Source organism: Sphingopyxis sp. LARHCG72, assembly GCF_052871675.1.
Genome location: NZ_JBIXJU010000005.1, coordinates 185,564 through 197,825, shown reverse-complemented (window position 1 = coordinate 197,825; position 12,262 = coordinate 185,564). Strand labels below are relative to the sequence as shown.

The following is a 12,262-nucleotide window of genomic DNA, read 5'->3' as shown; positions in this document are numbered from 1 at the left end:
TCACACGCGCTATGAAGCTCAGGATCCTGGGTTGCGGGACGTCTTCGGGCGTGCCGCGGATCGGCAACGACTGGGGGCAGTGCGATCCCGACAATCCGCGCAACCTGCGCAGCCGTGCATCGATCATGGTATCGCTCGGGGGCTTCCGGATCCTCGTCGACACCAGCCCCGACATGCGCCTGCAACTGCTCGACGCAGGGATTGGCGAGATCGATGCCGTCATCTGGACCCACGAACACGCCGACCACACGCATGGTCTCGACGATCTGCGGCAGGTGATGCACCTCCGCCGGTCGGCGGTGCCGGTCTATGCCCGCGACCATGTTCTCGACATCCTCAAATGGCGCTTTACTTATGCCTTTGCGGGCAATGCCGGCTATCCGGCGTCGGTGGATCCGATCGACCTCCACGACCATCAATCGATCGGCCCGATCGAGGTTTCGGCGATCGAAATGCCGCACGGCCCGATCAAGGCGACCGGGCTCATCTTCAGCGACGGCGCTCACAAGATCGCCTATGCGACTGATTTTTCAAAATTTACTGACGAGATGGTCGATTTCTTCCAAGGCGTCGACCTGTTCGTGATCGACGCGCTGCGCCGCTATCCGCATCCGACGCATCCGCATCTGGCGATGACGCTCGAAGGACTGGCCAAGGTTGGCAATCCGCGCGCCATCATTACCCATATGGACAATACGATGGATTATGACGACCTTGCGGCCGAATTGCCGCCGGGCGTCGAGCCCGGATATGACGGACTGGAGGTGCAGCTATGACCGGTGACACGACTGTCCAGATCCTGTGGTTCGCCGGCGCGTTCGCGCTGGTGCTCAGTTCGCTGCTGGCGCGGCGATTGCCGATGGCCGACTGGATCAAGATGGCGCTCGCATGGGTAGCGATCTTCGGGCTCGTATTTCTGGTGATCCGGACATGGCAGGCGGTGACGTGACGCGGGGGCTCTTCTCTCCTGCAGCATTGTATTTAACATAATATATATTATCGGATAATCATATGCCTGACTTGGCAACTGCATCCCCCATCGATCGCCTGCTCGCCATCATGCGCCAGCTGCGCAATCCTGATGGCGGTTGCGAATGGGATCTCGCGCAGGATTTCTCGACAATCGCGCCCTACACGATCGAGGAAGCCTATGAAGTTTCCGACGCGATTGCCGGTGGCGATCCGGCGGTGATTTGCGACGAGCTTGGCGATCTGCTGCTCCAGGTCGTCTTTCACAGCCAAATCGCGACCGACGATGGCCTGTTCGGCTTCGACGATGTCGCCAATGCGATCAGCGACAAGATGGAGCGCCGGCATCCGCATATCTTCGGCGACGCCAGAACCGGCGATGTCCGCCAGCAATGGGAGCAGATCAAGGCCGCTGAGCGTGCCGCGGATGGCGCATCGAGCGCGCTGGACGGCGTCGCGTTGTCGTTGCCCGCATTGCTGCGCGCGCAAAAGCTGCAGGGCCGCGCCGCGCGCGTGGGTTTTGACTGGCCCGACACCGACGGGCCGCGCGCGAAGATCGACGAGGAACTGGCGGAAGTCGCGGAAGCGAACGACGCCGCCGAGCGGTATGAGGAAGTCGGTGACCTGCTGTTCGCGGTGGTCAATTACGCCCGCAAGCTGGGCGTCGACGCCGAGGGCGCGCTACGCGATGCCAATCTGAAATTCGCACGGCGCTTTGCCGCCATGGAAGATCGCGCCGGCGGGAGCCTCGCCGGGCTATCGCTCGACGAGCAGGAAAATCATTGGGTCGCGGTCAAGGCTACGGAGCGCCCGTAGCCGGCCATAGCCGCTCGAACCGCGCGCTGTCGGCCGGATCGAGCCGGACGGTCAGCACATGCCCCTCTTCCTGAGGCTCGTCGGCGAGAACCTCTCCCCGCGCATGGAGCCACGCCGCGGCCTCGCCCTGACTGTACGACAGGTAGATGCGCTGGACCTTGTGTAGCGCAGTCAATTGCGACGCCATAAGCATCCGCGCCGCCTCGACCCCCTCGCCCGTGACCGCCGAAATCACCGCGACGTCGGGGCGCCGCGCCGCCATTTCTTCGATGTCCGCCCGGCGGTCATTATCGGCGGTGTCGATCTTGTTCCAGATTTCAATCTGCTGGATCGCGGGCGTGGCATCGCCCTCCCCGCCATCCTGCGGCCCGTTGACGCCGAGCGAGTCCAATATCGCGCGGACGTCGTCGTATTGGGGTTCGCTGTCGGGATGGACTATGTCGCGGACATGGACGATCAGGTCGGCGGTCGTCACCTCCTCCAGCGTCGCGCGAAAGGCCGCGACCAGTTCGGTGGGGAGGTCGGAGACGAAGCCGACCGTGTCCGACAGGATCGCCTTGTCGATGCCCGGAAGACGGATTTCGCGCATCGTCGGGTCCAGCGTCGCGAAGAGCATATCTTCCGCCATGACGTCACTGCCCGTCAACCGGTTGAAAAAAGTCGATTTCCCTGCGTTCGTATAGCCGACGAGCGCGACCACGGGCCAAGGCGCGCGCTGGCGCTTCGAGCGCTGGAGCTGGCGTGTGCGCCGTGCATCCTCGAGGCTACGCCGGATGCGCGCCATGCGGTTGCGGATCATCCGCCGGTCGGCCTCGATCTGCGTTTCGCCGGGGCCGCCGAGAAAGCCGAAGCCGCCGCGCTGGCGTTCGAGGTGGGTCCAGCTGCGCACCAGCCGCCCCGCCTGATAATCGAGATGCGCCAGTTCGACCTGGAGCCGACCTTCGGCCGTTGCGGCGCGCTCGCCGAAGATTTCGAGGATCAGGCCGGTGCGATCGATGACCTTCGTCCCGAAGGCGGTTTCGAGGTTGCGTTGCTGGATCGGGCTGAGCGCGGCGTCGACGACGACAAGCTGGACGCCCTTTGCGGCGATATCGGGCGTGATCGCCTCGATCTGCCCGACCCCGAGCAAGGTTGCGGCGCGCGTCTGGCGCAGGCGCAGTGTGTGGACCGCGACGACGTCGAGCCCGATCGCGAGGGCGAGCCCCTTCGCTTCCTCTGCGCGCGCGTCGAGGTCGCGCGCAAGGCGCTGGCTATGCCATTCGGGCACGACGATAAGCGCGGTGGCGCCGCGCGTTACCTCGTCTTCCGTGTCGATTATCGGGTCGATCAGGCGTCGTCCGCTTCGCCGTCAGCCTCGCCATTGTCGGTCAGGTTGATCGGCCCGTTCGGCTGAACGGTCGAAATGGCGTGCTTGTAGACGAGCTGCACCTGCCGCTCGCGCTCGAGCAGCATGCAGAACAGGTCGAAAGCCACGATATCGCCCTGCAGCATCACGCCGTTGACGAGGAACATCGTCACCGATTCATCGGACTTGCGGACCGCGTTGAGGAACACGTCCTGCAGCGCCTTGCCCTTGCTGGCCGGTGCGTCGCGCAGATTGTCGCCGAGCAGCGACAGGTCGAAATCGTGCGACGGCATGACGGTCGAAATCGCGTGCTTGTAGACGAGTTGCGACTGGCCATCGCGGCGAAGCAGCAACGAGAAATTGTCGAACCAGGTGATGATGCCCTGCAATTTGACGCCCTTGACCAGGAACATGGTCACCGGGGTCTTGCTGCGGCGGAGGGCGTTGAGGAAAATATCCTGGAGATTCTGGTTTTTATCGGACACATTTGCCTCCTGTTTTTGGCGGTGAAACCGCGGGTAAAATGCCGGTTTTCCGGCTCAAAAAGACCTTCTTCTGATGCCAATATGCGGCAAAGCACGGGCGAGGTCTAGCGCAAAGCCGCTATCCCTCGCCGTCCGAACTCTCGGTAAGCCCCAAAAGTTTCAGTTTGCGGTGCAGTGCCGAGCGCTCCATGCCGATAAAGGTCGCGGTGCGCGAGATATTGCCCGAAAAACGGTTAATCTGGATGCGCAAATATTCGCGCTCGAAATTTTCGCGCGCTTCCTTCAGCGGGATCGCGGTGATCGATTCCGAATTGGGCAGGATATCGGTCCCGCCGCGCACCAGTTCCGCGGGCAGCATGTCGGCATCGATCCGCGCCAGCCGGTCGCTGGGCGCGAGGATCATCACGCGCTCGATGACGTTGCGCAGTTCACGGACATTGCCGGGCCATTCATGCGCCTGCAGCGCCGCCATCGCCTCCGAGCTGATCTCGGGCGGCGGCACGCGGCGATCGGCCGCGTAGCGGCGGACATAATGGTCGCACAGGCTGGCGATATCGTCGCGCCGCTCGCGCAGCGGGGGGATATGCACCGGCACGACATTGAGCCGGTAATAGAGATCCTCGCGAAAGCGACTTTCGGCGATTTCGGTCATCAGGTCGCGCGCCGAACCCGAAATGATGCGCACGTCGACGCGGATCATCGTGCGCCCGCCGACGCGCGCGAAGCTCTGGTCGGTCAGGACGCGCAGGATCTTGCCCTGCGTCGTGAGCGGCATGTCGGCGACCTCGTCGAGGAACAAGGTGCCGCCATGCGCCTGTTCGAGCAGCCCGACGCGGATCGAGCCATCCTCCGCCTCGGATCCGAACAATTCGGTTTCGACCGTTTCGGGGTCCATGCGCGCCGACGAAATGACACGGAACGGCGCGGAGTGCCGTCCGCTCCAGCCATGCAGCACGCGCGCAGCGACTTCCTTGCCGACGCCCGGGGCGCCGGTGATCAGCACGCGGCTCCCCGTCCCCGCCACGCGCTTCAGCGTCGCCCGGACATTGTTGATCGCCGCGCTCGTCCCCGTGAGTTCGTCCGACGGGCCGGCCTTTTCGCGGAGTTGTTCATATTCGAACTTCAGCCGCTCGCTTTCGGTCGCGCGCGCAACGAGATGGAGGAGGCGCGACGCCTCGAACGGCTTTTCGATGAAATCGAACGCGCCGCGGCGGATCGCCGCGACCGCGGTGTCGAGCCCGCCATGGCCCGAAATGACGATGATCGGCAGCGTCGGGTCGAACGCCTTGATCGCCTCGACCAGCCCCAGCCCGTCGAGCCGCGAGCCCTGCAACCAGACGTCGATCAGCGCGAGCGAGGGTCGCCGCTGGCGGATCGCTTCCAGCGCCGAATCGCTGTCGGAGGCGGTGCGCGCCTCGTAACCTTCGTCTTCCATGACGCCGGCGACGAGGTCGCAGATGTCGCGTTCGTCGTCGACGATCAGAATATCAAGCGCCATGATCTTCTCTGTCCTGTCGGTTCCGCATCCGTCCCGGAACCGATTCTGCCTGCCCCATGCTGCCATCTCCGCCCTTGCCGACCAGCGGCCGCAGGCGGTCGGGGTGCAGCGTCAGCGTGACGCACGTCCCCCGCCCCGCCGGATTGTCGGAAAATTCCAGTTCGCCATAATGTTGCTCGACGATCTTCTTCACGATCGCGAGGCCGAGCCCCGTTCCGCCCTGCCGCGTCGTCATATAGGGTTCGGCGATCGCGTCGCGGGCTTCGGGCAAGCCGATCCCATCGTCGGTGACGCGAATGACGATCACGCCATCGGTCCCGACCTCGAGTTCGGCCGCGACATGGCCTGTCGCAATTGTGTCCGAATTTTTGTATTTCTCTTCAATCGCTTCGACGGCGTTTTTGACGATATTGGTCAATGCTTGCGAGAGCAGGCGGCGGTCGCAGACGAGCGGATCGATCTCGCCCGGGGTTTTGACGGCGAAGGCGATATCGGGTTTGGCGACCTCGAACAGGAACACCGCCTGCCGCAGGATGTCGCGGACATCCTCGACCCCGAAGGTCGGCTTGGGCATCCGGGCGAAGCTCGAAAACTCGTCGACCATCCGGCGCATGTCGTGGACCTGGCGGATCACCGTGTCGGTGAGCTTGCGGAACGTCGCCGCGTCCCCCTCGACCTTGTCGCCGAAGCGCCGCTGCAGCCGCTCGGCCGCGAGCTGGATCGGGGTCAGCGGATTCTTGATTTCATGCGCGATGCGCCGCGCGACGTCGGACCAGGCGGCGCGGCGCTGGTCGAGCAATTGCTGGGTGATATCCTCGAAGCTCAGGACAAAACCATCGCCCTGTGCGACCGCCTTGGCGGCGAGCGTCGCGGGTTCGGCGTCCTTGCGCGAAAGCTGCACGATCGCTTCGCGCTCTTCCCCGGTCAACAGCCGCGCCAGTTCGGGCGCCACATCCGCCAGCGGGCGCCCGGTCAAGCATTCGGCCGACTGGCATATCAGGCGTTCGGCAGCGGCGTTGGCGAGCAGGATGCGGTGGTCGGCGTCGACCGACACGACCGCCGAGGATACGCCGCTAAGCACGGCTTCGATAAAGCTGCGCCGTGTTTCGAGCTGTTCGTTGACGCTGACCAGCGTTCCGGTCTGGAATTCGAGCTGCTCGGTCATACGGTTGAATGCGCGTGTCAGCACCGCAATCTCGTCATCGCGAAGCGGCGGGGTGACGCGAACCGACAAATCGCCTTCGGCTGCGGTACGTGTTGCGCCGATCAGCGTGCCCAGCGGGCGTACGATGCGGTCGGCGACGACGATCGCGGCGATCACCGCCAACGCGAGCAAGAGAAGCGAACCGAGATAGAGCGCGCCGTTGAATTGCAACTGCAGGAGCTGCGACCGTTCGAACAGGCCATTATAGTCGGCAAGCACCGTCCGCGCGCGTTCGGACTGCTTGAACGCGGGGACATTACCGTCGCGCGACGCATAGACATAGGCGCGCCGCTGCCCCGGAAGCCGCGTCGCCGCCTCGATCCGGTCGGGTTGCACGATCACCACGACTTCCTCGCCGGCATCGAGCCGCTTTACCATCGCGGGCGACAGGCGGTTTTCGGCCGCGCGGTTATCGGGGTCGATCATCGCCGCGGTGCGTGCGATCCCGTCGTTTCCGATCTCGATAATCGCCGATTCGTTGAGGTTGCGAACGACGACCTGCTGGAAATAATAGTTGGAAAAATCGGGCGCATCGATCGGAACGCGGGCGAGCAGGCCGCCAAGGTCGGTCGCCATTGCGATGGTGTTGGCCCCCACTTCGCGCTGATTGTCCTGATAATAACCTTCGGCCAGGCTGGCGGCGTTCTCGAACATCCCGCGCGATCGATCGGAAAACCAGAAATCGACGCCATATTGGAAAAGCAGCGAGGCGAAGATCACGACGAGCAATGTCGGCGCTGCCGCGATCAGCGAGAAGAGCGCGACCAGCCGGACGTGAAGGCGTCCGCGACCGCCCGCCATCGAATGCACTGCGCGCGCGCGCGCCACGCGGCTGCCGACAAGGACGATCAGTGTCATGGCGGGCACGAGGTTGGCGACCATGATCGTCGCCACGAGCGCGGGGGTAAGCAGTCGTTCGCTCTGCGCATCGCCCGTGATGAAGATATAGGTTGCGATGGCGACGCTGACGATGACCGCCAACGTATAATATTCGGGCGCGGCAAAGCGCCAGATTCCCGAGCGCGCTTCCTCGCCGTCAGAGTCCGTGTCGAACGCCAGGGAGGACGATTGCGCCATTGTGGCCGTGTTACGACAATCCTGTTGCATAGAAAACACACAATTTGCCTGTGTGTCGCCCAATTGCCCCGATTTCGCGACTGTCGCAGCGTTTCAAGGGTGCGCCGGGTCGATGTCGAGCTGTCCGAGGCGCTTGCGCAGCGTGTTGCGGTTGATGCCGAGGCGGCGGGCTGCCTCGAGCTGGTTGCCGCGCACGTCGCGCAAAATGCGGCGGAATAGTGCGGCTTCGACGATCGCCTCAAGCTGCGCATGGATGTCACCGTCGCTTACGGTATCCGCCATCTGTTCGCGCGCCCAGTCGTCGACCGCGCGGGCGATGAGTGCCGCGGGCTCGACCGCGCCGCCGACCTCGCCATTTTCGTGGAGCACCGTTTCGACGTCGCGCACGGTGACGACGGTGTCGCGCGAAAGCACCGCGAGGCGCTGGACGACATTGCCGAGTTCGCGGACGTTGCCCGGCCAGTCATAGCGTTCGAGCCATTGCATCGCGGCAGGGGCGAACTGCCGGTCGGGTAAGCCCGAGCTGCGCCCGGCATCGACGAAGTGGCGGACGAGCGCGGCGATGTCGCTGCGCCGGTCGCGGAGCGGCGGTAAGGTGACCGGAATGACGTTGAGCCGATAGAAAAGATCCTCGCGGAAGCGGCCATCGGCAACGAGCGTCCGCATGTCGCGGTGCGTCGCCGCGATGACGCGAACATCCGCGCGGAGCGCCTGACTGCCGCCGACGGTCGAATATTCGTTGCTTTGCAGTACGCGCAGCAGCCGCGTCTGCGCCTCAAGCGGCATATCGCCGATCTCGTCGAGGAAGAGCGTGCCGCCAGCGGCCTGCTCGAAACGCCCGGCGTTGCGGCTGTGCGCGCCGGTGAACGCGCCCTTTTCATGGCCGAACAGCTCGGCCTCGATCAATTCGCGCGGAATGGCGGCCATGTTGATCGCGACGAACGGCCCGTTACGGCGGAGCCCCGTGGCGTGGATCGCGCGCGCAACCACCTCCTTGCCGGTTCCCGATTCGCCGAGGATCAGCACGGCGAGGTCGTTCGACGCGAGCCGCGCGATCGTGCGGTAAACCGCTTGCATCGCAGGGGCACGCCCGACCAGGCCATGGCTGTCGGCGGGCGCGGCCGCGACGCCTGCAGCCGGTTCGGCGCGGCGCTCCAGCGCGGCGCGGACGCTCGCGGTCAGTTCGTCGAGGTCGAAGGGCTTGGGCAGATAGTCGTAACTGCCGATTCCCGTCGCGCGTACCGCGGTGTCGAGGGTGTTCTGCGCCGACAGTACAATCACCGGCGTCGCCGGATCGACTGTGGCGCGCGACAGCGAATCGATGCCGTCGCCGTCGGGCAGGACGACATCGGTGATGATCAGGTCGGGACGGTTATCGGCCAGCCAGGCGTTGCGCTCGGCGAGGCTCGCGACCGACGCGAAATGGCCGCATTCGCCGACCAGCGTCTCGCGAATGATCATCGCGATAGCCGGATCGTCCTCGACCAGCAGGATCGTCTTGCCCTGGCTCATGCGCCCCGCCCCTTTTGCGCAACCGGAAGGTGGACCCGAAAGCGCGTCCATTCACCGTCGCGCATATGCTGGACGGTGCCGCCCATGTCGCGCGCGAGCTTGGCGACGAGCGCGAGACCGAGCCCCCGCCCCTCGCGCTTCGTCGTCACGAACGGATCGAACAGGTCGCCGCGGATATCGGCGGGTACGCCCGGGCCATTGTCGCTGACGCTGACCTCGATCGGCAGCGCGATGCGCCCGCGTCCGTCGCCATTGTCGATCGACAGGCCGTGACGATAGGCCGTCGTCAATCGGACGACGCCATCGTCGCGCCCGCCGAGCGCCTCGCAGCCGTTGGTCAGCAGGTTGAGCAAAATCTGCACCATGGCGTCATGGTTCCCGTGCACCAGCGGCAGCGACGGGTCGAAATCTTCGGCAAAGCGGACGCCCGGAAACTGACGCGCACGGGCGGTTTCCATCGCCTGATGGATCGGCTGGTAAAGGTTGATCGGACCGCATGCGATCGGCTGCCCGCGCGAGAAATGCTCCATCTGGTCGATCAGCGTCGCGATGCGGTCGACTTCGGCGCAGATCAGCGTCGTGAAGCGCTCGCCGCCGGCGTCGGTTTTCCGCGCCAGCAATTGCGCCGCCCCCTTGATCCCGGCGAGCGGGTTCTTGATCTCGTGCGCCAGCATCGACGCCGCCGCGCCGGCTGCGCGCCCCGAACGGCCGATCGCGCCGCCCATCAGTTCGGCGTCGCTTTGCGACGGCACCAGCGCGAGGATGCGGTGGCCGCTGTGGCCATAGGGGACCATCTGCATGTCGACGAAGATCGACTTGCGACCGCCGAGGGAGATTTCGGCGCGGTGCGCGAAGAGCGCCGACGTCGAGGCGTCGTTCATGCGCTGGCGATAGCTGCGGTCCATCTCGATGACGTCATAGATGACGCGGCCGACCATCGCCGAGCGGCTGACATTGCAAAGCTGTTCGGCAGCGGCGTTGACGAACAGCACGACCCCGCCGCCGTCGATCAGCAGCGTGGGAACGGGGTGCGACTGGATCAGCTCGTCATGGTCGAAGCTCGGGATGCTCGACGTGAGCGCGGTCACGCGGCCGCCTTGCTCAGGAACGGCGTGTAGAAGCGCTCGAGCGCGTCGAGCACGTCGCGGCTGCTGGGGATCTGGTTGACCTTGTTGCGAAACTCGGCCGAACCGTGGAGGCTTTTCACGTACCAGCCGAGATGCTTGCGCGCCATATTGACGCCGGTCACCTCACCATAATGGTCGATCATCGCGCGGTAATGCGATGTAATGACGTCATATTGCTCGTCGATCCCCGGATCGGGGCGTTCGGCCTCGCCGCGGAGCGCCGCCATGACCTGGCCGAGCAGCCAGGGGCGGCCATAGGCGCCGCGACCGATCATGACGCCATCGGCGCCGCTTTGCGCGAGCGCGGTGCGCGCATCGTCGGCCGAGCAGATGTCGCCATTGACGATAACCGGGATCGACACGGCATCCTTGACGCTGCGGACAAAGCCCCAATCGGCCTCGCCGCGGTACATCTGGTTGCGCGTGCGGCCGTGGACGGTGACGAGCTTTGCGCCGAGATCCTCGGCGATATGCGCGAGTTCGGGGGCGTTTAGGCTGTCGTGACACCAGCCCATGCGCATCTTGACCGTCACCGGCACCGACACCGCCTTGACGCAGCTATCGATCAACGCCGCAGCGAGCTTCAAATCGCGCATCAGCGCCGAGCCGGCATCGCCATTGGTGACCTTGCGCACCGGGCAGCCCATGTTGATGTCGATGATCGACGCGCCGCGATCCTCGTTGAGCTTCGCCGCTTCGCCCATTTCATAGGGGGTGCAGCCGACGAGCTGCATCGATACTGGCTCTTCGACCGGGTCCCACGCCGCTTTCTGTATCGACTGGCGCGTTTCGCGGATCGCGGCCTGGCTCGCGATCATCTCGGTGACGTTGAGCCCCGAACCATAATAGCGCACGAGCTTGCGGAACGGCAGATCGGTGACGCCCGTCATCGGCGCGAGGATCACGGGATCCGCGATGGTGATGTTGCCGATCTGGATGGGCCGCAGCGGCGCCATGGCGAAACCTTCGTCGATTGCCTAAAAAATAAGCAGCGCCCCTACACGCTAAGCGGCTTTCCCGCAAGCCGCGGCTGCGCTAACCGCGCGGACGATGAGCGAGTCCACCCTTCCCTCTTCGCCGCGTGTGGCGGTGGTGCTGCTTGCGGGCGGCCAGGGGACGCGCGCGGGCTTCGGCCACCCGAAACAGCTGGCGATGCTGGGCGACAGGCCCGTGCTGCGCTGGAGCCTCGATGCCTTTGCCGCCCATCCGGCGGTTGCAAGCGGCGTGCTGGTCGCAAATGATGACGTCGTGGCGGCAATCGGCGGCCTCCCGGACGCTTGGATTTCCGCCAATCCCGGCTTGGAACGCCAGCAATCGGTCGGCAATGCGCTCGCCGCGCTGGCCGGCTGGGGCGACGATGCGCTGGTCCTCGTTCACGATGCGGCGCGGCCGGGCGTGACCGCCGAGGTAGTCGATCGCCTGCTCGCAGCGCTTGGCGATGCCGAAGCGGCGATCCCGACGCTCCCGGTTCCCGATACGCTGGTCGAGCAGGCCGCGCATCTTGCCGGTGACGTGGTCGACCGCAGCGCGCTGGCGCGCGTCCAGACGCCGCAGGCGTTCCGGCTTGGCACATTGCGCCGCGCGCACGCCGAAGCCGTCGAGGCGGCCGCGACCGACGACGCGCAGCTCGTCCGGCGGCTTGGCCTGCCGGTTGCCGCGGTGGACGGCGATGCCCGCCTCTACAAACTGACATATGCCGAGGATATGGCGATCCTGAACGGCTTGCTGGGGATCGATCGAATGATGCGCACCGCCGTCGGCATTGGCTATGATGTTCACCGCTTGGTGCCTGACAAGCCGCTGTGGATCGGGGGAATAGAAATCGCGCATAGTCATGGACTTGAAGGCCATAGCGATGCCGACGTCGGACTCCATGCACTGACCGATGCGATCCTGGGTGCGCTTGCCGACGGCGACATCGGCGACCATTTTCCGCCGAGCGACCCGCAATGGCGCGGTGCTGAATCGTACCGTTTCCTCGCCTTTGCGGCCGAGCGCGTGTCGGCGCGCGGCGGGCGCATCGATCATGTCGACCTGACGATCATCGCCGAAGCGCCGAAAATAGGCCCGCACCGCGCCGCGATGCGCACGCGAATTGCCGAAATCCTTGCGATTCCGATCGAACGGGTTAGTGTGAAGGCAACAACGACCGAGCGGCTCGGCTTTACCGGCCGCCGCGAAGGGATCGCAGCACAGGCCACCGCGACCCTGCAACTTCCGGAGAATTGA

At 65.0% G+C, this 12,262-nt stretch carries 11 protein-coding genes; 4 read left to right on the top strand and 7 right to left on the bottom strand.

The genetic code is table 11. The features are described 5' to 3' along the window. Positions 1 to 11 precede the first annotated feature (11 nt). The 3 genes from ACIPPQ_RS13165 (at position 12) to mazG (ending at position 1,785) form a co-directional block, all read left to right on the top strand. The gene (locus ACIPPQ_RS13165) at positions 12 to 776 is read left to right on the top strand and encodes an MBL fold metallo-hydrolase (protein ID WP_446544529.1); all 765 of its coding nucleotides are present in this window, start codon (positions 12 to 14) and stop codon (positions 774 to 776) included. After that, positions 773 to 949, top strand: a complete 177-nt coding sequence (locus tag ACIPPQ_RS13160) for a hypothetical protein (RefSeq protein ID WP_294029530.1) — start codon at positions 773 to 775, stop codon at positions 947 to 949. The genes ACIPPQ_RS13165 and ACIPPQ_RS13160 overlap by 4 nt, the downstream gene beginning before the upstream one ends. A 62-nt stretch (positions 950 to 1,011) precedes the next feature. Beyond that, a complete protein-coding gene (gene mazG / locus ACIPPQ_RS13155) occupies positions 1,012 to 1,785 on the top strand; it encodes a nucleoside triphosphate pyrophosphohydrolase (protein WP_446544528.1) in 774 nt (257 codons plus the stop codon). Here the strand turns inward: mazG and hflX are convergent. The 7 genes from hflX to dusB all read right to left on the bottom strand — a co-directional run bounded on the left by hflX (position 1,769) and on the right by dusB (position 10,989). Beyond that, entirely contained in the window at positions 1,769 to 3,052 is a 1,284-nt protein-coding gene (gene hflX / locus ACIPPQ_RS13150) for a GTPase HflX (protein ID WP_446544527.1), read from the bottom strand. The two genes, mazG and hflX, sit on opposite strands and share 17 nt — an antisense overlap. A 59-nt stretch (positions 3,053 to 3,111) precedes the next feature. Continuing rightward, positions 3,112 to 3,615, bottom strand: a complete 504-nt coding sequence (gene hfq, locus ACIPPQ_RS13145; protein WP_414713281.1) for an RNA chaperone Hfq — start codon at positions 3,613 to 3,615, stop codon at positions 3,112 to 3,114. A gap of 118 nt (positions 3,616 to 3,733) precedes the next feature. Then, on the bottom strand, positions 3,734 to 5,113 hold the full coding sequence (gene ntrX / locus ACIPPQ_RS13140; protein ID WP_446544526.1) for a nitrogen assimilation response regulator NtrX: 1,380 nt from the start codon (positions 5,111 to 5,113) through the stop codon (positions 3,734 to 3,736). Beyond that, entirely contained in the window at positions 5,103 to 7,394 is a 2,292-nt protein-coding gene (locus tag ACIPPQ_RS13135; RefSeq protein ID WP_446544525.1) for a sensor histidine kinase, read from the bottom strand. The genes ntrX and ACIPPQ_RS13135 overlap by 11 nt, the downstream gene beginning before the upstream one ends. Before the next feature lie 93 nt (positions 7,395 to 7,487). Beyond that, positions 7,488 to 8,906: a sigma-54-dependent transcriptional regulator gene (locus tag ACIPPQ_RS13130; RefSeq protein ID WP_446544524.1), complete on the bottom strand. Its 1,419-nt coding sequence runs from the start codon at positions 8,904 to 8,906 to the stop codon at positions 7,488 to 7,490. Beyond that, on the bottom strand, positions 8,903 to 9,994 hold the full coding sequence (locus ACIPPQ_RS13125; protein WP_327454833.1) for a two-component system sensor histidine kinase NtrB: 1,092 nt from the start codon (positions 9,992 to 9,994) through the stop codon (positions 8,903 to 8,905). The genes ACIPPQ_RS13130 and ACIPPQ_RS13125 overlap by 4 nt, the downstream gene beginning before the upstream one ends. Continuing rightward, complete coding sequence (dusB, locus tag ACIPPQ_RS13120) at positions 9,991 to 10,989, bottom strand: tRNA dihydrouridine synthase DusB (protein ID WP_446544523.1); 999 nt, start codon at positions 10,987 to 10,989, stop codon at positions 9,991 to 9,993. The genes ACIPPQ_RS13125 and dusB overlap by 4 nt, the downstream gene beginning before the upstream one ends. 94 nt (positions 10,990 to 11,083) lie before the next feature. Between dusB and ACIPPQ_RS13115 the strand changes: the two genes are divergently transcribed. Then, positions 11,084 to 12,262 (top strand): bifunctional 2-C-methyl-D-erythritol 4-phosphate cytidylyltransferase/2-C-methyl-D-erythritol 2,4-cyclodiphosphate synthase, encoded by a 1,179-nt coding sequence (locus ACIPPQ_RS13115; RefSeq protein WP_446544522.1) that lies wholly within the window; start codon positions 11,084 to 11,086, stop codon positions 12,260 to 12,262.

Coding starts and splice junctions, on each gene's coding strand:
- ACIPPQ_RS13135 (WP_446544525.1), bottom strand. CDS start 7,394: ATGGCGCAATCGTCCTCCCTGGCGTTCGACACGGACTCTGACGGCGAG.
- ACIPPQ_RS13130 (WP_446544524.1), bottom strand. CDS start 8,906: ATGAGCCAGGGCAAGACGATCCTGCTGGTCGAGGACGATCCGGCTATC.
- ACIPPQ_RS13160 (WP_294029530.1), top strand. CDS start 773: ATGACCGGTGACACGACTGTCCAGATCCTGTGGTTCGCCGGCGCGTTC.
- dusB (WP_446544523.1), bottom strand. CDS start 10,989: ATGGCGCCGCTGCGGCCCATCCAGATCGGCAACATCACCATCGCGGAT.
- ACIPPQ_RS13165 (WP_446544529.1), top strand. CDS start 12: ATGAAGCTCAGGATCCTGGGTTGCGGGACGTCTTCGGGCGTGCCGCGG.
- ACIPPQ_RS13115 (WP_446544522.1), top strand. CDS start 11,084: ATGAGCGAGTCCACCCTTCCCTCTTCGCCGCGTGTGGCGGTGGTGCTG.
- ntrX (WP_446544526.1), bottom strand. CDS start 5,113: ATGGCGCTTGATATTCTGATCGTCGACGACGAACGCGACATCTGCGAC.
- mazG (WP_446544528.1), top strand. CDS start 1,012: ATGCCTGACTTGGCAACTGCATCCCCCATCGATCGCCTGCTCGCCATC.